The sequence below is a fragment of the Massilia hydrophila genome, from assembly GCF_020208145.1.
Lineage (GTDB): Bacteria > Pseudomonadota > Gammaproteobacteria > Burkholderiales > Burkholderiaceae_D > Telluria > Telluria hydrophila.
The window spans coordinates 213,727-232,289 of sequence record NZ_JAHYBX010000001.1; the positions used below are offsets into that span (position 1 = coordinate 213,727).

General features: G+C 66.0%; 20 protein-coding genes and 1 other RNA gene. 11 read left to right on the top strand and 10 right to left on the bottom strand.

What is annotated here, in order from left to right; all coding sequences use genetic code 11:
• Window position 1: 1 nt before the first annotated feature.
• Complete coding sequence (locus LE190_RS00855) at window positions 2–2,722, bottom strand: alpha-1,6-glucosidase domain-containing protein (RefSeq protein WP_225236951.1); 2,721 nt, start codon at window positions 2,720–2,722, stop codon at window positions 2–4.
• Window positions 2,723–2,791: 69 nt separating this feature from the next.
• Window positions 2,792–4,381 (bottom strand): POT-type proton-dependent oligopeptide transporter, encoded by a 1,590-nt coding sequence (locus tag LE190_RS00860; protein WP_225236952.1) that lies wholly within the window; start codon window positions 4,379–4,381, stop codon window positions 2,792–2,794.
• A gap of 260 nt (window positions 4,382–4,641) precedes the next feature.
• On the opposite strand from LE190_RS00860, the gene LE190_RS00865 reads away from it, so the two are divergent.
• Complete coding sequence (locus LE190_RS00865; protein WP_225236953.1) at window positions 4,642–6,303, top strand: alpha-glucosidase; 1,662 nt, start codon at window positions 4,642–4,644, stop codon at window positions 6,301–6,303.
• A 12-nt stretch (window positions 6,304–6,315) separates the two neighbouring features.
• Here LE190_RS00865 and LE190_RS00870 read toward each other — a convergent pair whose 3' ends face one another.
• Entirely contained in the window at window positions 6,316–6,855 is a 540-nt protein-coding gene (locus LE190_RS00870; protein ID WP_225236954.1) for a PEP-CTERM sorting domain-containing protein, read from the bottom strand.
• A gap of 222 nt (window positions 6,856–7,077) precedes the next feature.
• Here LE190_RS00870 and udk point away from each other — a divergent pair, with 222 nt between their 5' ends.
• Window positions 7,078–7,719 carry a uridine kinase gene (gene udk / locus LE190_RS00875; protein ID WP_224947242.1) on the top strand — a complete coding sequence of 214 codons (642 nt, stop codon included), beginning with the start codon at window positions 7,078–7,080 and terminating at the stop codon, window positions 7,717–7,719.
• A gap of 103 nt (window positions 7,720–7,822) precedes the next feature.
• Window positions 7,823–7,987: a hypothetical protein gene (locus LE190_RS00880; RefSeq protein ID WP_225236955.1), complete on the top strand. Its 165-nt coding sequence runs from the start codon at window positions 7,823–7,825 to the stop codon at window positions 7,985–7,987.
• A 57-nt stretch (window positions 7,988–8,044) separates the two neighbouring features.
• On the opposite strand, the gene LE190_RS00885 is transcribed toward LE190_RS00880, so the two are convergent.
• From LE190_RS00885 to LE190_RS00895, 3 genes are all read right to left on the bottom strand, one after another.
• Window positions 8,045–8,908 (bottom strand): alpha/beta fold hydrolase, encoded by an 864-nt coding sequence (locus tag LE190_RS00885; RefSeq protein ID WP_225236956.1) that lies wholly within the window; start codon window positions 8,906–8,908, stop codon window positions 8,045–8,047.
• A gap of 91 nt (window positions 8,909–8,999) precedes the next feature.
• Window positions 9,000–9,464: a hypothetical protein gene (locus LE190_RS00890; protein ID WP_225236957.1), complete on the bottom strand. Its 465-nt coding sequence runs from the start codon at window positions 9,462–9,464 to the stop codon at window positions 9,000–9,002.
• 56 nt (window positions 9,465–9,520) lie between these two features.
• Window positions 9,521–10,027: an alpha/beta hydrolase family protein gene (locus LE190_RS00895; RefSeq protein ID WP_225238026.1), complete on the bottom strand. Its 507-nt coding sequence runs from the start codon at window positions 10,025–10,027 to the stop codon at window positions 9,521–9,523.
• Window positions 10,028–10,068: 41 nt separating this feature from the next.
• Here LE190_RS00895 and LE190_RS22135 point away from each other — a divergent pair, with 41 nt between their 5' ends.
• A complete protein-coding gene (locus LE190_RS22135) occupies window positions 10,069–10,569 on the top strand; it encodes a glycosyltransferase (protein WP_439847453.1) in 501 nt (166 codons plus the stop codon).
• Window positions 10,570–10,608: 39 nt separating this feature from the next.
• On the opposite strand, the gene LE190_RS00905 is transcribed toward LE190_RS22135, so the two are convergent.
• A complete protein-coding gene (locus LE190_RS00905; protein WP_225236958.1) occupies window positions 10,609–11,505 on the bottom strand; it encodes a LysR family transcriptional regulator in 897 nt (298 codons plus the stop codon).
• Window positions 11,506–11,593: 88 nt separating this feature from the next.
• Between LE190_RS00905 and gstA the strand changes: the two genes are divergently transcribed.
• Entirely contained in the window at window positions 11,594–12,205 is a 612-nt protein-coding gene (gstA, locus tag LE190_RS00910; protein WP_225236959.1) for a glutathione transferase GstA, read from the top strand.
• 16 nt (window positions 12,206–12,221) lie between these two features.
• On the opposite strand, the gene LE190_RS00915 is transcribed toward gstA, so the two are convergent.
• The 3 genes from LE190_RS00915 to groES all read right to left on the bottom strand — a co-directional run bounded on the left by LE190_RS00915 (window position 12,222) and on the right by groES (window position 14,732).
• Window positions 12,222–12,638: a hypothetical protein gene (locus LE190_RS00915; protein ID WP_225236960.1), complete on the bottom strand. Its 417-nt coding sequence runs from the start codon at window positions 12,636–12,638 to the stop codon at window positions 12,222–12,224.
• 96 nt (window positions 12,639–12,734) lie between these two features.
• Complete coding sequence (gene groL, locus LE190_RS00920; RefSeq protein WP_225236961.1) at window positions 12,735–14,381, bottom strand: chaperonin GroEL; 1,647 nt, start codon at window positions 14,379–14,381, stop codon at window positions 12,735–12,737.
• Between the two features lie 60 nt (window positions 14,382–14,441).
• Window positions 14,442–14,732 (bottom strand): co-chaperone GroES, encoded by a 291-nt coding sequence (groES, locus tag LE190_RS00925; protein ID WP_225236962.1) that lies wholly within the window; start codon window positions 14,730–14,732, stop codon window positions 14,442–14,444.
• Window positions 14,733–15,139: 407 nt separating this feature from the next.
• Here groES and LE190_RS00930 point away from each other — a divergent pair, with 407 nt between their 5' ends.
• The 6 genes from LE190_RS00930 to LE190_RS00955 all read left to right on the top strand — a co-directional run bounded on the left by LE190_RS00930 (window position 15,140) and on the right by LE190_RS00955 (window position 18,548).
• The gene (locus LE190_RS00930; RefSeq protein WP_225236963.1) at window positions 15,140–15,385 is read left to right on the top strand and encodes a hypothetical protein; all 246 of its coding nucleotides are present in this window, start codon (window positions 15,140–15,142) and stop codon (window positions 15,383–15,385) included.
• Window positions 15,382–15,693, top strand: a complete 312-nt coding sequence (locus LE190_RS00935; RefSeq protein ID WP_224947233.1) for a cell division protein ZapA — start codon at window positions 15,382–15,384, stop codon at window positions 15,691–15,693. Before LE190_RS00930 ends, LE190_RS00935 begins: the two co-directional genes overlap by 4 nt.
• A 45-nt stretch (window positions 15,694–15,738) precedes the next feature.
• Window positions 15,739–15,919, top strand: a non-coding RNA gene (ssrS, locus tag LE190_RS00940) — 6S RNA.
• 68 nt (window positions 15,920–15,987) lie between these two features.
• Window positions 15,988–16,458: an EVE domain-containing protein gene (locus tag LE190_RS00945; RefSeq protein ID WP_225236964.1), complete on the top strand. Its 471-nt coding sequence runs from the start codon at window positions 15,988–15,990 to the stop codon at window positions 16,456–16,458.
• A complete protein-coding gene (locus tag LE190_RS00950) occupies window positions 16,458–17,267 on the top strand; it encodes a sulfite exporter TauE/SafE family protein (RefSeq protein WP_225236965.1) in 810 nt (269 codons plus the stop codon). Before LE190_RS00945 ends, LE190_RS00950 begins: the two co-directional genes overlap by 1 nt.
• A 114-nt stretch (window positions 17,268–17,381) precedes the next feature.
• Entirely contained in the window at window positions 17,382–18,548 is a 1,167-nt protein-coding gene (locus tag LE190_RS00955) for a hypothetical protein (RefSeq protein ID WP_225236966.1), read from the top strand.
• Window positions 18,549–18,563 lie beyond the last annotated feature (15 nt).

Consider the following 18,563-nt stretch of genomic DNA (forward strand, 5'->3'; position numbering starts at 1 on the left):
CTCAGTCGGCGACGAACACCACCGCCGTGCGCGGTGGCAGCGTAAAGCTGCCGCTGGCGCTGTCGAAGCGCGCCTCCTGCGCGCGCGCGTCCGCGGCGCCCGGTGCGGCGTGCACCGGATGCAGGCGCAGGCGCTTGCCGCGCAATGCCGCGTCGCCCACGGTGCGCGCCACCTTGTCCACGTTCACCAGGTAGGCCAGGCCGGCAAAGTTGGCGCCGGCGTAGCCCTTGCCGTCGATCCAGCCCGCCAGCACGGTTGCCTGCTGCTGCGGTCCGGTATTGAAGAAGCGCAGGCGCCGCACGATGTCGTCGGTCGTGCGCAGGCGCAGCAGGGTCGAGCTGGCGCGGATCTTCAGCAGGTCGCGGAAGGCGTCGCGCGCGAACGCGATGTCGGCCGGCGCGGGCTTCAGCGCGGCATTGGCCAGGTAGGGTTTCAGCAGCGGCCAGTCCTTGCCGTTGTCGTCCTGCTGCGGCAGGCCGGTGCCGAAATAGTTGTCCTGGTAGGTCCAGTCGATGCGGTTGAACCAGTCGCCGGAGTTGAAGCTGTTCTTGTCCAGCGACTTCGAGCGCAGCGTGTCGATCCCCGCATGGAAGTAGGCCACACCCTGGCTGAAGGCATTGATCGCCATGCCCAGCACCTGCACCCGGGCCCGCTCGGCGCTGCTGGTGGCGACCGGCAGTTTGAGCACGTTGATGTCGTACAGGGTCTGGTTGTCGTGGTTCTCCACGTAGTTCACCACCTCGCCCGGCTGGCTCGCGAAGCCGGCCGGCTGGTCGCCATAGGCGATGTCTTCCAGCCTGCGCTTCCTGCCGTCGAAGGTCGGGAAGGCATACGGGCGCACCGAGCCGGCCAGGCCGACGCGCACCATGTCGGCCGCGCGCAGCAGGTCGACCTCCTGGTGCCCGCCGCCGAGCGCGTTCGGGTCGTACACCAGGCCGTTGATGTAGCCCTGGCGCCGGACCATCGCTTCGCCCGCGTCGCCCGCTCCGCCGCCGCGCACGGCATCACGCGCGCGGTCGCTGAAGCTGCCGATGCCGGAGCCGTTCAGCGACAGCTGCGAGGCCTGCACGAAGCGGGCGCCATTGGCCACCTCGCCGAAGTTCCAGCCTTCGCCGATCAGCTGCACATGGCGGCCCGCGGCGGCGTTCACGCGCTGCTGCAGGCGCTCCATTGCCGCGCGCGGCTGGTGGCCCATCAGGTCGAAGCGGAAGGAATCGATCTTGTAATGGCGCGTCCACAGCACGCTCGAATCGATCATGAGCCTGGCCATCATGCGGTTCTCGGTGGCCGTGTTGTCGCAGCAGGTCGAGCGCTCGATGGCGCCCGCCGCATCCAGGCGGTGGTAGTAGCCGGGCACTACCCGGTCCAGCACCGATTTCTCGTTCTGGCCGGCGATGAAGGTGTGGTTGTAGACCACATCGAGACCGACGCGCAGGCCGGCGCGGTGCAGGTCCATCACCATCTGGCGGAACTCCAGGATGCGGCGTGCGCCGTCGGAGGGGTCGCTCGCGTAGCTGCCTTCCGGCGCATTGTAGTGGTAGGGGTCGTAGCCCCAGTTGAAGCAGTCCTCGTGCGCGGTCTTGCGGATGAGGGCTTGCTGGTTCTCGCTGTCCGGCGCGCCGGCGGGCTGGGGCACGGCGCAATCCTTTTCCGGCACGCTGCCCAGGTCGTACACCGGCAGCAGGTGGATGTCGGTCATGCCCGCCTTCGCCAGCGCCTTCAGGTGGCGCATGCCGTTCGAATGCATCTCGCCGAAGGCCGTGTACTTGCCGCGCTTCTCCAGTGGCACGCTCGGGTCGTTGATCGAGAAGTCGCGCACGTGCAGCTCGTAGATGACCATGTCGGTCTGGGCCTTGACGGTGTCCGGCGCCCGGGTCGCGTCCCAGCCCTTCGGCTTGAGGTGTGCGGCGCCAAGGTCGGCGATGTAGCTGCGCTTCGAATCGGTATTCAGGCTGACGGAATACGGATCGGTGACGAGGTTGCGCACCAGGCCCATGCCGTCGACCGCGACATCCACCGCGTAGCGGTAATACCCGCCGGACAGGTCGCGCGGCACGGCCGCTTCCCAGGCACCGGTGCGCCCATCGAAGGTCATCGCATGCACGGCCCTGGCCTTGCCGCTTGCGCTGTCGTAGGTGCACACGGCCGCCGTGCGCGCGGTCGGCGCCCACAGGCGAAACGCTGTCCGGCCTTTCTTCGGCGTGGCCCCGAGGTCCGGGATGCTGCCTGCGGCCGCATACAAGTCGTCGAGCGCACCGGCCACCTGGACGCGGGTGGCGGCGCGCACCGTGCCGTCGGGTCCTTCCTGCACCAGCACCAGCTGGCCGCGGTGCAGCGCCGGCATGCGCGGCAAGTCGGACGCGCGCACCGACAGCAGCGGCCCGGCAGCGACGTATTTGAAGCGTACCGGCAGCTCGGCTTCCGTTGCCTCGAGCAGCAGGCTGCCGTCGGCGCCTTCGATCTTCATGCCGGGCTTGGCCACGATCGATGCCTTGCCTGAATGGTAGAGGCGGAAGCTGCCGTCGGCCTCGGCGCCCGGCCAGGTGAGCAGGCGGCGGTCGAGCCAGACGGCGCGCGCGTCGAGGGTGGTGCTCGAAGCGTGCAGGACCTGCTGGAAGCCAGGATCGTTGCAGGTTTCCAGGGGAACCGCGGCGTGGGCGGACGAGGCGAGGGCGGCGGCCGCCAGTGCGGCCGCTGCTGGTGCATTCTGAAGTCGGGTCATCGTGGCGAGGAAGTGGAGGAAGCAGGGCGGGCGCAGATAAACCGCGCCCGCCGTGGGAACGCGCCCGTATCAGGCGCGGTAGTGGTCGACCATCTTGTAGCGCTTGGCGTACAGGCCGAAGGCCAGCGCGGCCAGCATGGCGAAACCGGCGAAGAAATACATCTGGAAGGCGATGACGCCCACCCCCGAGTTCTCGATGCGCGCGATCACGGTCTCGTTCTTCACGCCCTGGTTCACGATCAGCACCCACAGGTTGCCGACGGTGACGGCCAGGTACCAGAGCGCCATGATCACGCCTTTCATCGAGCTTGGGGCCTGGCTGTAGGCGAATTCGAGGCCGGTCGCCGAGACCAGCACCTCGCCCAGGGTCAGCAGCGCGTAGGGCAGGATCTGCCAGGCAATCGACACCGCGTCGCCGCCATCGAGCTGCACCTGCAGGTGGCCCACCACGATCCAGGCCAGTGCCGAGAAGGCAATGCCGGCCGTCATGCGGCGCAGGGCGGTCGGCACCAAACCGATTTTGTTCAGCAGCGGGAACAGCACCAGGTTGTTGAACGGGATGAGCAGCATCACCAGCAGCGGATTCAGCGCCTGCATCTGGGCCGGAAGAACCTCGAACGTCCAGCCGAACAGGTCGACTTCGGTAGACATGGTATTGGCCTGCACGATCCAGGTCGAGGCCTTCTGGTCGAACAGCGACCAGAACGGCGTCACCAGGCCGAACACGATCAGGAGGCGCAGAACGGAACGTACGCCGTCGACGGCGACATCCGGGTGCACGCCGCGGGCGCGTTCGAGTTGCATCGAGGCGCCGATGCCGACGCAGGCCAGCAGCAGTACCAGGCCGGTACAGATGGCAATGAGGTAGCCCCATTCGGGGGCCTTGACCACCGACGCAAGCACGCCAAGCACGCCCGCAGCGGCGATGAACAGGCCGGGACGGCCTGCGCCCGGCTGTTTCGCGAACAGGGCGGTGCGTACCACGCGCAGGAAGGAGTGCGGATCGGCGGGGGCGGGTGGGACGTGCACGTATTTCTTCTTGCCGCTCCACAGGATGATGGTGGCGATGAACATCAGGATGCCCGGCACGCCGAAGGCGACCGAAGGACCGTAGTCGCGCAGCAGGATCGGCATGGAGACCGAGGCAAAGAAGGAGCCGAAGTTGATGATCCAGTAGAAGGCATCGAACACCACCTTGGCCTTGCTCTTGTTGGTCTTGTCGAACTGGTCGCCGACAAACGAAGCCACCAGCGGCTTGATGCCGCCCGACCCGAAAGCGATCAGGAACAGGCCGAAGTAGAAGCCCTGGACGCTGTGCTCGAAGATCGCCAGGCAGGCATGCCCGGCGCAGTAGATCAGGCTGAACCAGAAGATGGTGTTGTATTTGCCGAAGTAGCGGTCGGCCAGCCAGCCGCCCAGCAGCGGGAAAAAGTACACGCCCATCATGAAGGCGTGGAACACGTGCTTCGCTTCGCTTGCGCGCTGGTCCTGGGCAACGAATACCAGCAGGGACGAGATCAGGAAGGGCGTGAGGATGTTGCGCATCCCGTAGAAGCTGAACCGCTCGCAGCCCTCGTTGGCGATGATGTAGGGGATCTGGCGCGGCATGCGGCCGCCGCTCGTTGGTTCGCTCTTTGCTTCGGTGGCTGTGGAGGTCATGGCTTCCTCGAAAAATCGCAACAGACGCGATCCTATGACGAGGCCGAGTTACTTTGCAATAAAAATATCGCTGCGAAACAAAGCAGATACATATCCGGCGTAGTTTTGCTACTTATCGCCGGGAGGCTGAAGCGAGAGATTTTTATAAGCCTTTGAAATCAAAGAAATAAGTGTTCTTTCGTGCAAAGATTGGCCGATTGTAAAGTCTCAAATGATCCTGTATATTGCCTAGAATTCCGATCATCTTCCACGGACCAGCCATGACCCAGACTCCCAGGACCGACAAGCCCGACTGGTGGAAAGAAGCCATCATCTACCAGGTCTATCCGCGCAGCTACCTCGACACGAATGGCGACGGCGTGGGCGACCTGCCTGGCATCACGGCAAAGCTCGACTACATCGCGAGCCTGGGCGTGGACATCGTCTGGCTGTCGCCCTTCTTCACTTCGCCGATGAAGGACTTCGGCTATGACATCGCCGACTACTGCGACGTCGATCCGCTGTTCGGGACCCTGGCCGACTTCGACCGTCTGATCGACAAGGCGCACAGCCTGGGCTTGAAGATCATGATCGACCAGGTGATGTCGCACACCGCCGACACCCATCCCTGGTTCGTCGAGAGCCGCAAGAGCCGCGACAATCCGAAGTCGGACTGGTACGTGTGGGCCGACCCGCTGCCGGACGGCTGCCCGCCCAACAACTGGCTGTCGGTGTTCGGCGGCTCGGCCTGGCAGTGGGATACCCGGCGCAAGCAGTACTACATGCATAACTTCCTCGTCAGCCAGCCGCAGCTGAACTTCCACAACCCGGAGGTGCAGCAGGCCCACCTGGACGCGCAGCGCTTCTGGCTCGCGCGCGGCGTGGACGGGGTGCGCATGGATGCCTGCGTGTTCCACTTCCACGACCGCCAGCTGCGCAGCAACCCGCCGGCCCTGGTGCGCGACACCGCGACCGTGACGGATGTAAACCCGTACGGCATGCAGGCCCACCTCTACGACAAGACCCAGCCCGAGAACATCGCGTTCCTGCGCAGGGTACGCGCCCAGCTGGACGAATTCGGCGCGGTCTCGATCGGCGAAGTCAGTTCGGACGACGCGCTGGCGCAGATGGCCGAGTACACCGAAGGCGGCGACAAGCTGCACATGGCCTACAGCTTCAACCTGCTCACGCCGCAGTTCACGGCAAGCCACGTCCGCCAGCAGGTCGAGGACTTCCGGGAGCGCGTGAAGGATGGCTGGGCTTCCTGGTCGGTGGGCAACCACGATGCGATCCGGGTCGTGACCCGCTGGGGCAATGCGCCCGGCCAGCGTCCCACGCCGGCGCTGGCCAAGCTGGTGCTGGCGATGCAGCTGTCGCTGCGGGGCACGCCCTGCCTGTACCAGGGCGACGAGCTGGCCCTGCCTGAGGCCGACGTGCCGTTCGAGCTGCTGCAGGACCCGTACGGGATCACCTTCTGGCCCGAGTTCAAGGGCCGCGACGGCTGCCGCACGCCGATGCCCTGGACGGCCGAGGCGCCGCATGCCGGCTTCACCACGGGCAGTCCGTGGCTGCCGGTGGCCGGACCGCACCTGGCCGCCAGCGTCGCGTCGCAGGACGCCGACCCGGATTCGATGCTGAACTTCCAGCGCCGCTTCATCGCCTGGCGCAAGACCATGCCGCAGCTGACCCGCGGCGACATCGGCTTCTTCGATGCGCCGGAACCGGTGCTGGCGCTGCGCCGCTCGGTGGAGGGGATGGACGAGGTACTGGCCGCGTTCAACCTGTCGGATAGCGAGGTGAGCTTCGAGTGGCCGGAGACCGCCGGCGCGCAGGCGCTCAACGTGCACGGCCTGCCGGGACGGGCGGATGGCGGCAGGCTGACCCTGCCGCCCTACGGCGCCTGGTTCGGCAGCGTTGCGGCCGGCGCCACGCGCCCGGCCTGAACGCGCAGCAGCCTAGCGCGACTGCTTGCGTCGCGCGGCGGCGATGCCGGCCATGCCAAGGCCCAGCAGGGCCAGGCTGGCCGGTTCCGGCACGTCTCCCGGAGGCGGGGTTTGCGTGACGCGCACCAGGAAGGTTTCGGAGGCGGCATCATTGCGATGAGACTCGGAAGGCGCCAGCGGCGAATGCCAGACGTAGCCCGCCGTCATGTCGCCAAGGTCGCAATGGTCATACACAGTATTGAAGTAGGTGGACGCGCACAGCGTCTGTCCATTGGAAGTGAATGCCGTACGCAAGGCTTCCAGGCTGGTAAAGCTGGCATTCCACTGTTCTTCGCTTGCGAAGGCAAAATCATGGTGCAAGACCACGGCGCCGCAGGTGTTTCCCGTGCCGGCACAGGGGCCTGCGTAGACCCATTCGAAGCCGCCGGCCTTGACGATCAGCGACGGGTCCGGCGCCTGGCCGAGCATGGTCTTGGCGCTGGCGGTTCCGGCCATGGTGGTGGCAACGGCGAACAGCGAGGCGCCGAGCAGTTTAAAGAGTGTTTTATTCATGGAAATCCCCTTGTGATTAGTGTAAGTACGACTGCTACTTGCTATAAGCAAACACCATGCCAAAGAATATTTCCTATTGAATACAATAACTTGAATATCGAGAACGACTTACTACAGTCATTGCTGTAAAAAAAATCGTCTCTTACCAAAGAAAGAGGAATGCCGCCTTCCGATGCGCATCGGCCCCTGTCGGTTCGTGCGCCGCTCCGGTATCATGACGGGATGAGTGAGATTTCCTACCTTCCGTTTGTCATTGGTGTTGCCGGCGGCAGCGGCAGCGGCAAGTCAACGGTAACCCAGCAGGTGCTGGCTTCGTTCGGCGCCGACATGGTGTCGGTGGTAATGCAGGACGATTACTACCGCGACCAGTCCGACCTGAGCCCCGAAGTACGCCGCAAGCAGAACTACGACCATCCGCAAGCCTTCGACTGGCCCCTGCTGGTGCAGCACGTGCGCGCGCTGCGCAACGGCGAAACGATCCAGATGCCGGAGTACGACTTCACGATCGACAACCGTTCCAACAAGACCATTCCCGTCAAGCCGGCGCCGGTGATCGTGATCGAGGGCCTGTTCGCCCTGTACGACGCCGACCTGCGCAAGATGATGTCGCTGAAGATCTTCGTCGACACGGCGCCCGACGTGCGCTTCATCCGCCGCATGCAGCGCGACATTGCCGAGCGTGGCCGCACGATGGAAAGCATCGTCAGCCAGTACCTGGAAACCGTGCGTCCGATGCACAAGCAGTTCATCGAGCCGACCAAGCGCCACGCCGACGTCATCCTGCCGCACGGCGCGAACGGTCCGGCGGTCGACGTCATCACCACCAAGGTGGCGAGCGTCATCGGCCAGCTCAAGCGTCCCTGATCCGCAGCCGCCCTGCCGGAACAGGCCTGAAAAACGGCCGTGCTATGCTTGGCCCGGACCGGCGCAAGGTGCCGGCGGGATCAACCATGCATCAGGACAGACGATGAAAGACGTAAAAGTGGATGTGCGCGTCAATGTCACGGTAGACCCGGCAAGCGTGTTCCTCGTGCTTGCCACCGCGGCGATGGGCGTGTTCCTGTATCGGCAGAACAAGCAGCCTGACCTGGTCTCTGGCGCAATGCAGGAGAGCGCGCAAGGCGCGCAGTAAGCCTGCGCACGGCGGACAGTCCCGCTGAGCGGGGCGCCTTTCGTCACAACGCTTGCGTCAATCCTGGCCGGCGCGCCTGTCGGCCGCCGCAATCACCCGCCCGATGGCGGCCACCACCAGTTCCGGTTCCTCGAGCTGGATATTGTGGCCGCTCTTCGTCGTCAGCACCTGCTGGCCGTCGCCGAACTGGCGCAAGAAGTCCGCATGCAGGTCCTTCTTGATCGCCACCGCGGCCTCGGTCTCCAGGAAGAACATTGGCTTGTCCGCCTGCTGCACCGAGCTCAGTACCACCACCGGCACGTCGGGCAGCTTGCCGTCCAGCGGCAGGCTGCCGCTGTCGAGCACTGGCTGCAGCAGCTGGAGCTCGGGCTGGAATTTGGCCGGCACGAAGCCGGCGAACTTGCGGTCGTCCTCCGCCGCGCGCGCCGCGTCGAGCTTGCGCAGGGCCGGGTTGAAGCGTTCGTCGCTGGGGTCGACCAGCACCATCCCGGCCACCTGTCGCGGATGGCGCGCTGCGAACGAGCGCACCAGCAGGCCGCCATACGAGTGGCCGACCAGGATGAAGGGCGGCGCCAGCTTCGCCGCTGCGATCAGCTGTTCCAGTTCCAGCGTGTTCTGGGCGATGGTGCGCGGCTCGGGACGCGGATCGGAGCCGCCATGGCCGGCGCGCGAATAGGCAAGCACGCGGGCGCTCTTCGCCACCTCGGGTGCGACCTTGCGCCAGGCGCGCAGGTCGGTGCCGAAACCGGATTCGAAGATCACGGTATAGCGGCCGGCGCCGGCGGTGGCGTACTGCACCTGATAGGGCGCTGCGCCGACAGCGATACGGGTGGGAGCAAGTTCGGCCGGAACCGGTTGCGCATGGGTGCCGGCGCAGGCAAGTACGAGGACGAGGGAAAGGCTGTGGACGAGGGGTCTCATGGCGCTAGGGTCGGGTGGGCAATCGACACAGCATAGCCGACCACCGGCGCCGAAAATGCGCGCATCGTCACCAAGGCGCCGGATGCGCGATTCAGTCCGCGCTCTTGAGCTCGACGCGCCGGATGTTGCGCCGCCATTCCTGCAGCGTGAGCAGGGTATCGGTCGCCGTGTCTTCCACCAGGATCTCGTCGCCCTGCTGGGCCACCAGGAAGCTCTCGCGGCGGTGCACGCTGTCGGCGCGGTTCTCGACAAAACTCAGCTGGTAATACTTGCGCCCGTTGACCTCGCGCGGAACCGGATCATCCTCGATCACGGCCCCATGCGCCTTGCCCTGCGAGCGCCGCTCGATCTGTTCCGAGCGCGCCTTCAGTTCCGGCACGGCGAGCAGGACTTCCATCGCCTGTTCCCTGGTGCGCAGCGGTGCTTCCTTGACGACGGCGGGCGCCGGCTTGGGCGCTTCGCGCTCGGCGCGCTGGCAGCCGGCGGCCACGAGCGCGAGCGCGAAAGCGGCAGCCAGCAGGGGCAAGGTGGGACGGGCAGCGGCGCGGATCGACATGGGAGCCTCACAAGGTGAGGGCGCAGTCTATACCTTGGGTGTTTCGGCAGCAACAATCACCGTCCCAGGGCGCCGTTGGCGCGCAAGTTGCGGGCCAGGTAGTGCGCCAGCTCGGCGTCTGGTGGTGGAGCAGGCGGGCCGCCGAGGTGGCGGTGCAGCATCTGCAGCAGCAGCTGCAGCTGTGCCTTGCGGGCCAGCGGATTGCGCGCATTGTGACCCTCGTCCGGATCAACCAGCAGGCTCACCGGCTTGCCCATCGCCTGCAGGCGCGCGACGTAGTCGGTGACCCCTTCGACGTCGACTTTGTCGTCCTTGCCGCCGGCGACCAGCAGCAGCGGCGCCTGCACGCGCCCGGCGAGTCCGTGGGGCGCATCGCGGGCGATGGCGGACAGTTGCGCTGCCTGGGACGGATCGATGCCCACCTCGGCCAGCACCTGGCGGATGGAAGGTTCGCCCGGCCGCGCCGGCTCGGCCGCCGACAAGCGCAGCGTGCGTGCAAAGTCGGTGGGCGGCTGGGTCGCCATCCCGAAGCGGAACATGGTGGGCGTATGGGTCAGCGCCAGCGCCCGCGCTGCAGCGCTTCCTCGACGAGGGCGAGGCGCCGGTGTATGTCGGCTTCGGCAGCATGGCCGGCTTCGACCGCGCCGCCCTGCTGCGTGCGGTGAAAGAGGCGGTCGGACCGAGGCGGGCGCTGTTCTATCCCGGCTGGAGCGGGATCGACGCCGCCAGCCTGCCATCGAACTTTTTCGTGCTGGGCGACACCCCGCACGACTGGCTGTTCCCGCGCTGTGCGCTCATCGTCCACCACGGCGGGGCCGGGACCGCCCATGCGGCGGCGCGCTCGGGCACACCTTCGGTGGTGATTCCCTTCGCGGGCGACCAGTTCTTCTGGGCGCGGCGCATGGAAGCGCTGGGCATCGGCGCCGCTTGCACGGACGCGGCGCGGCTCAATGGCGCGCGGCTGGGTGCCCTCTTCGAGCGTGCAGCGGCGCCTGCGGTGCGCGGCCATGTGCTGGCAGTGGCCGCGCACATGCGCAGCGAGGATGGCGTGGCCGCCGCCTGCACCCGCCTGGCGGGCGGGGTGGCGGCACGCCTCCGGTCCTGACTGCCCGGGAGCGAGAAGGCCATCCGGCGGACGGCAGCCTCACATGAACGGGCCGAGCGAGGTGCGCAGGAATTCGAACATCACCCGCATGCGCTGCAGGTGGCGGGTGTCCGGATGCGCCAGCGCCCACAGCTCCGTTTCCAGTTCGGCGATCGGCCCGTCGACGATCTGGACCAGCGGATTGTCCTTGAACACCGCCAGCGGCACCACGCCCACGCCCATGCCGTGGACCACCGCGCCGGCCACCGACAGCACGCTGTTCATCCGGTAGCGCGGCACGACCTTCGGCAGGTGCTGGCGGCGCCAGCGCTGCGACGGGTGGTCCGGCAGGGTGGCGTCGAGCGCGATCCAGTCCATGTCGCGGTAGTCCGGGACGTGCCGGTGCGCTTCAAGGTAGGCGCGGCTGGCGTACACCGCCGCCTGCAGCGTGCCGAGGCGCACGCCGACCAGGTGTTCGGGCGGCTGCCTGGTGGCGCGGATGGCGATGTCGGCATCGCGCTGGCTCAGGCTGGCCAGGGTGTTGGAAGCCACCAGTTCCAGTTCGATCTCCGGATAGAGCAGGGCGAACTTCGCCATGGCAGGCAGCAGAACGCTCTGCATGACCGAGTCGGTGGTGGTGATGCGCAGGGTGCCGGAAGGACTGCTCCCCGTATGCAGGACCGCTTCCCTGGCCTGCTCGAGCTGGGACTCGATGCGCTCGGCGTAGCCGGCCAGCTCCAGCCCCAGTTCGGTCGCGGCATAGCCCTGGCGGCTGCGCTCGAACAGCAGTTCTCCCAGCTCTTTTTCAATGCGCTTGATCGAGCGGAACACCGTCGAGGTATCGACGCCTAGCCGCTCCGCGGCGCCGGCCAGGTTGCGGCCACGGTGCAGGGCCAGCACCAGTTCGAGGTCGGGCAGGTCGAGCTTCGATTGCGTTCTTGCATACGGAGGTTTCATGACTGCCTATTTTAATTGCGTTTGCGCATAGATAGAGTAGCACCCATCCCAGCCGGGACGCTCAACCATCACCCATACGAGGCTCTCCATGAAACTGTACTACTCCCCTGGCGCATGCTCGCTGGCTCCCCACATCGTCCTGCGCGAAGCAGGCCTGGCCTTCACGCTCGACAAAGTCGACATCGCCACCAGGCGTACGGCAGGCGGCGCGGACTTCCTGGCCGTCAGCCCGAACGGCTACGTGCCGGCGCTGGAAATCGAAGCCGGCTTGGTGCTGACCGAAGGCCCGGCCATCATGCAGCTATTGGCCGACAAGGCGCCAGGCGCGCACCTGGCGCCCGCCAACGGCACGCTTGAACGCTACCAGCTGCAGTCATGGCTGAACTTCATCACCTCCGAGATCCACAAGGGCTTCTCGCCGCTGTTCAAGCCCGTCATGCCGCAGGAGGCGAAGACGCTGTTCGTCGAGCAGCTGGGCCAGCGCTTCGACGTGGTCGAGCGCCGGCTGGCGCAGGGCGACTACCTGATGGGCGAGCGTTTCACGATCGCCGACGCCTACCTGTTCGTGACCACCAACTGGGCGGGCTACCTCGGCATCTCGCTGGAACGCTGGCCGGCCATCAATGCCTTCCGCGACCGCGTGGCCGCCCGCCCGGCAGTGCAGGCGGCGATGGCGGCGGAAGGGCTGAAGGCGGCATGACGCCCTCGGCAAGCAGTCACGCGCGCAGCACCAGGCCGTTTTCCTCGCACCAGGCGCGCAATGCGGCCGCCGTGCGCTCCTGACGGAAGGCATGCCAGCTTGCCAGCAGGCCGCGTGCCTGCGCCAGTTTCGCAAAACGTTCGAAGCCGCCCGGCCCGCGCAGCAGGGCGCGCACCTCCGCTTCGTCGCCGGGCATGTGCCGGCGCACGAAGTCGAACACCAGGGCCCGGCCCAGGCCGAGGCGGGCGGCGCCCGGCACCGGGATGTACCTGCCCGCTTCGTGGATGTCGTCCGGCAGCGCCTCATGGCTGCCGACCATGTCGGCGCGCAGGTGGATGGCGCCGGTGGCGGGGCAGACCCAGGCCCTGCCGGCGTGCGGCGGGTCGGCCAGGATCATCGCGTTCTCGAGTGCGTCCGCGTCCACGCTTGCCATGCTCGCCTCCAAAAGAAAAAGCCTGCAAGGCGTTAACCTTACAGGCTTTTCGGCAGGACGGCGCCGGAACCAACCGGCGCCAGGGGCCTTGGACGATTACATCATGCCGTCCATGCCGCCCATGCCACCCATGCCGCCCATGCCGCCCATGCCGCCGGCCGGCTTGTCCTCGACGACTTCCGAGACCATGCAGTCGGTGGTCAGCATCAGGCCGGCGATCGACGCTGCGTTCTGCAGGGCCGAACGGGTGACCTTGGCCGGATCCAGCACGCCCATTTCGACCATGTCGCCATAGGTGCCGTTGGCGGCGTTGTAGCCGTAGTTGCCCGAACCTGCGATCACGGCAGCGACCACGACCGACGGCTCGTCGCCGGCGTTCTGGACGATCATGCGCAGCGGCTCTTCCATGGCGCGCAGGACAATCTTGATGCCTGCGTCCTGGTCAGGGTTGTCGCCCTTGATGTCCAGGTTCGAACGTGCGCGCAGCAGGGCCACGCCGCCGCCCGGGACGATGCCTTCTTCGACGGCAGCGCGGGTAGCGTGCAGCGCGTCTTCCACGCGTGCCTTCTTCTCTTTCATCTCGACTTCGGTGGCTGCACCGACGCGGATCACGGCAACGCCGCCGGCCAGCTTGGCCACGCGTTCCTGCAGCTTTTCGCGGTCGTAGTCCGAGGTCGCTTCTTCGATCTGGACGCGGACCATCTTGACGCGCGCCTCGATCGATTCAGCCGAACCGGCGCCGTCGATGATGATGGTGTTTTCCTTGCCGACTTCGACGCGCTTGGCCTGGCCCAGTTCGTTCAGCGTGACCTTTTCCAGGGTCATGCCGACTTCCTCGGCGATCACCTGGCCGCCGGTCAGGATGGCGATGTCTTCCAGCATGGCCTTGCGGCGGTCGCCGAAGCCCGGGGCCTTGACGGCGACGGTCTTCAGGATGCCACGGATGTTGTTGACCACCAGGGTCGCCAGCGCTTCGCCTTCGATGTCTTCGGCGATGATCACCAGCGGACGGCCGGCCTTGGCGACTTGCTCGAGCACCGGCAGCAAGTCACGGATGTTCGAGATCTTCTTGTCGCACAGCAGGATGAACGGGTTCTCGTGAACGGCGACCTGCTTGTCCGGGTTGTTGATGAAGTACGGCGACAGGTAGCCGCGGTCGAACTGCATGCCTTCCACGATGTCCAGCTCGTCGTTCAGCGACTTGCCGTCTTCGACGGTGATGACGCCTTCCTTGCCGACTTTTTCCATCGCTTCAGCGATACGCTCGCCGATCGAGGTTTCCGAGTTGGCCGAGATGGCGCCGACTTGCGCGATCTCTTTCGAGGTGGTGGTCGGCTTGGCGATCTTCTTCAGTTCTTCGACGGTGGCGGCAACAGCCTTGTCGATGCCGCGCTTCAGGTCCATCGGGTTCATGCCGGCGGCAACGAACTTCATGCCTTCGCGGACGATGGCTTGCGCCAGCACGGTCGCGGTGGTGGTGCCGTCACCGGCGTTGTCGCTGGTCTTCGAGGCGACTTCCTTCACCATCTGCGCGCCCATGTTCATGAGCTTGTCCTTCAGTTCGATCTCTTTCGCGACCGAGACGCCGTCCTTGGTGACGGTCGGGGCGCCGAACGAGCGCTCCAGCACGACGTTGCGGCCTTTCGGGCCCAGGGTGACTTTGACTGCGTTGGCGAGGATGTTGACGCCTTCAACCATCTTGGCGCGCGCTGCGTCGCCGAAAATTACTTCTTTAGCTGCCATTTCTAGTTTCTCCGAAAGAATTCGTGAATGTGCGGTACGGGGAGGCTTGGTGCGCGCCGATTACAGGGCCACGACGGCCATGATGTCTTCTTCGCGCATGACCAGCAGTTCCTGGCCATCGACCTTGACGGCCTGGCCCGAGTATTTGCCGAACAGGACGCGGTCGCCGACCTTCACTTCCAGCGGACGAACCTGGCCATTGTCCTGCACCTTGCCGTTGCCGATGGCCAGGACTTCACCCTGGTCCGGCTTCTCGGCGGCCGCATCGGGGATGATCAGGCCGGATGCAGTCTTGGTCTCCTGGTCGAGACGCTTCACGATGACGCGATCGTGGAGAGGACGAAGGTTCATGCAAAACTCCTTATTTATAGTGGTTGACTAGCTATTCAGGGCCGCCGCCAACAAGGCGCCGGCTTGGAATGTGGTGGATACCGGTTGTTAGCACTCTCAACTAACGAGTGCTAACGCATCGTGATTATAGGGACGATAACACCCCTTTTCAAGCGGGAATGTGTGGGAGCTAACCGACATTTTTGCGCGAGCACAAGCGATTGGACGGGTTGTACACTATCGCTTGTGGCATCCACGACAATAGCCGGGCAGGGTACACCGGAACCGGCAGGGACGGCCACACGGCAGGCCGCTGCCCGTGCCCGCCTTGCGCTTGCCCTGTTTCAGCCGCGGTCCGCGCCGCATCCCACGCCTTCGGGGGATGCGATTCGGTTGACGAAAAAACCATCTCAGTCCTATAGTGTCGAATGATTTCTGAATTTCAAGACCTCTCCGACAAAATCGACCGGCTTGCCCAGTTGGCCCAGTCGCTGCGCGCCGAGAACTACCTGCTGCGCCAGGCCAATACCCTGCTGAGCGCCGAGAATCTCGCGTTCAAGGAACGCCTGATCCAGGCCCAGCACCGGGTCGAGGCGCTGCTCGAACAGTTCCCCGCGCCGGAAGCCCCGCCAACCGAAGACGGTACCGACGAAGCCAGCGAGGCCACCCAATGATCTACCTGGATTGCAGCATCATGGGCCAGTCCTACCGCCTGGCCTGCCGCGAAGGCGAGGAGCGCACCCTGCGCGAAGCGGTCAGCTACCTCGATGGCAAGATGTGCGCGCTGCGCGACTCGGGCAAGGTGAAGGGCACCGACCGCATCGCGGTGATGGCGGCACTGAGCGTGGCGGCCGAATTCCTGTCGGTGAAATCGCCCCAGGGCCCGCTGTCGGACATGTCGATCCTGGAGGTCAAGCAGAAGCTGGAAGCGATGCACACCGTCCTCGACAAGGCGCTCTCGCCCCAGGAAAATCTGTCTTGAAGGTCAAATTCGTTTGACATGACGGGCCAAGCGAGTAAACTGCGCACTACCCTGCGGTGTTCGAGATTTGCCATATATTCCTTGAACCATTTTCGTGCATAGGTTGCGGGACATGTTCGGTGGGCGTGAGCGTCGCTAGTCCGACGAACCCGAAATTGAACTGACTGCGACCACCTGGAACCGTTTGGTTCGGGATGCCGGCAAAAACGGCACAGGCGGGGCTACACACACGAGCGGTTGCGCACTCCGGTACGCAGCCGCTTTTTTTTATGGATCGCTGGTGATGGAGAGGGAATGGCGTACTGGTTGATGAAGTCCGAGCCGGATGAAACGAGTTTCGACGACGTGCTGGCCGCGCCAGGCCGGACGGTGTCGTGGTTCGGCGTGCGCAACTACCAGGCGCGCAATTTCATGCGCGACGCCATGTCCGTCGGCGACGGCGTCCTGTTCTACCACTCCAGCTGCGCGGTGCCCGGCGTGGCCGGCATCGCCGAAGTGGCAAGCGGCCCCTATCCGGATGCGACCCAGTTCGACCCTTCTTCTCCTTATCACGACCCCAAGGCCACCTCGGCGCACCCGCGCTGGATCTCGGTCGACGTGCGCGCCGTGGAAGGAGGGCGCTACCTGACCCTGGCCGAGATGCGCAGCGTCCCGGCGCTTGGCGACATGGTGCTGCTGCAGAAGGGCAGCCGGCTGTCGGTGTCGCCTGTGACGGCGGGGCAGTGGAACGCCATCGTGGCCCTGCTGCGCGAAGGGCAGCGCTGATGGACTTCACCCTGATCCTGGCGCTGCTGGCGATGGGCACCTTCGGCGGCTTCGCGGCCGGCCTGCTCGGCATCGGCGGCGGCATGGTGCTGGTGCCCTTCATCACGATGATCTTCACCGCGCGCGGCTTCCCGCCCGAACTCACCATCCACATGGCGATCGCCACCTCGCTCGCCACCATCCTGTTTACCTCGCTGTCCTCGGTGCGCGCGCACCACAAGCACGGTGCCGTGCTGTGGCCGGTGGTGAAGCTGCTCGCGCCCGGCATCCTGCTCGGCTCCTGGATCGGGCCCTGGATCGGCAAGCAGATGAACGCCACCGTGCTGGCGGCCTTCTTCGGCGTGTTCGTTGCCTTCTCGGCCACCCAAATGCTGGTCGGGAAGAAGCCGGCCGCCGCGCGCACGCTGCCGGCGGCGCCGGGCATGTTCGCGGCCGGCGGCTTCATCGGCACCCTGTCGGGCATCGTCGGCGCCGGCGGCGGCTTCGTTTCGGTGCCTTTCATGACCTGGTGCGGGGTACGCATCCACAACGCGGTGGCCACCAGCGCGGCGCTGGGTTTTCCGATCGCGCTCGCCGGTACGCTCTCGAACATCTGGTTCGGCTGGGGCGAGCCGGGACTGCCATCGTATTCGCTCGGCTTCATCTACGTGCCGGCGCTGGCCATCATCGCGCTGGCCAGCGTCAGCATGGCCCCGCTCGGCGCGCGCACCGCGCACCGCATGCCGGTGCGCCAGCTGCAGAAGGTGTTCTCCGTGATCCTGTATGCGCTGGCTGCCTACATGTTCTGGAAGGCTGCCCATCCGGCATGAAACGGGCGGGCGGCTGCGCCGGCAGGTGACGAAATGGCGCGGGGCGGCTACAATCCGCCGCCAGTTGCGCTGCGGCAGTTGACGCCATGGCGAGGCTTGAATAAGGTCCACAGCATGCCAGCCGACACCGTCCATCTCTCGCCATCGAACACCGCCACCACCGGGCGCGGCATGTCGCGCGCCGCCAGCGCCTTCCTGCTGTTCGCCTTCTTCTGGATCGTGGCCGCCGCCGCGTTTTCCGGCTTTGCCGGCAAATGGGGCCTGCGCGATGGCGACCCGCGCTTCGGCGTGGCGGCCATGCTGGAGAACGCCGCGCACAAACCCTTTGTCTACCGCCAGCTGGTGCCCGACCTGGCGCGCCGCCTCGATGCCGCGGCCTCCGAGCGCCTCAAGGAGCGCGTCGCCAAGCGCTTCCGGCCCGACGAAGTGTTCGCGAAAAGCCAGCCGGGCGACACGCCGGGCGAGCGCTTCCGCTACGCGATCGTGTACTACCTGAGCTTCCTGTCGCTGCTGGGGAGCCTGTTCGTGCTGCGCCGGATCCTGTTGCACTTCAACGTCTCGCCGCTGGCGGCGATACTGGCGCCAACCGCGTTCGCCCTCAGCTTCCCCTACCTGCAGACGGTGGGCGGCTACTTCTACGATACGGTGGAACTGCTGTTCGCCAGCCTGGCCTTCCTGCTGGCGCTGCGCGGGCGCCTGCTGGTGCTGGCCGCGCTGGTGCTGGTGGCGACCCTGAACAAGGAGACCTTCTTCTTCGTGCTGCCGGCCCTGTATCCGCTGCTGCGCCAGCGCTTCACGCGCCGCATGGCCTGGTGCGCGGTGGGACTGCTGGTGGCGCTGGCGGGCCTGATGAACGTGGCGCTCAAGTTCGCCTACCTGGACGCGGTCGGCGGCGCGCTCGAATTCCACCTCATGACCAATATCGAGGCCTACTTCTCGGGCAACCCGTACTTCCGGGTCGAGACCACGTATGGCCTGGTCGGTCCGTCGCGCGCCTTTGTCGGCACCCTGGTGCTGCTCGGGATCGTGCTGTGGCGCGCCTGGCCGCTGGCGCCGCGCCTGGTGCGCCGCCACCTGGCGATCTGCGCGATCGTCAACCTGCCGCTGTTCCTGGCCTTCTGCGCCACCGGCGAACTGCGCAACCTGAGCACCACGTTTACCGGCCTGGTGCTGCTGGTGGCCTTCCTGATCGACCGCGAAGCCAGCTTGCGCACCGGCCTGCGCGCGCCTGTGCCGGAGACACAGGCCAGCCCGGTACTGAAGGAAACCAGGCAGGCGTAGCGGGGGCGCGCCGCT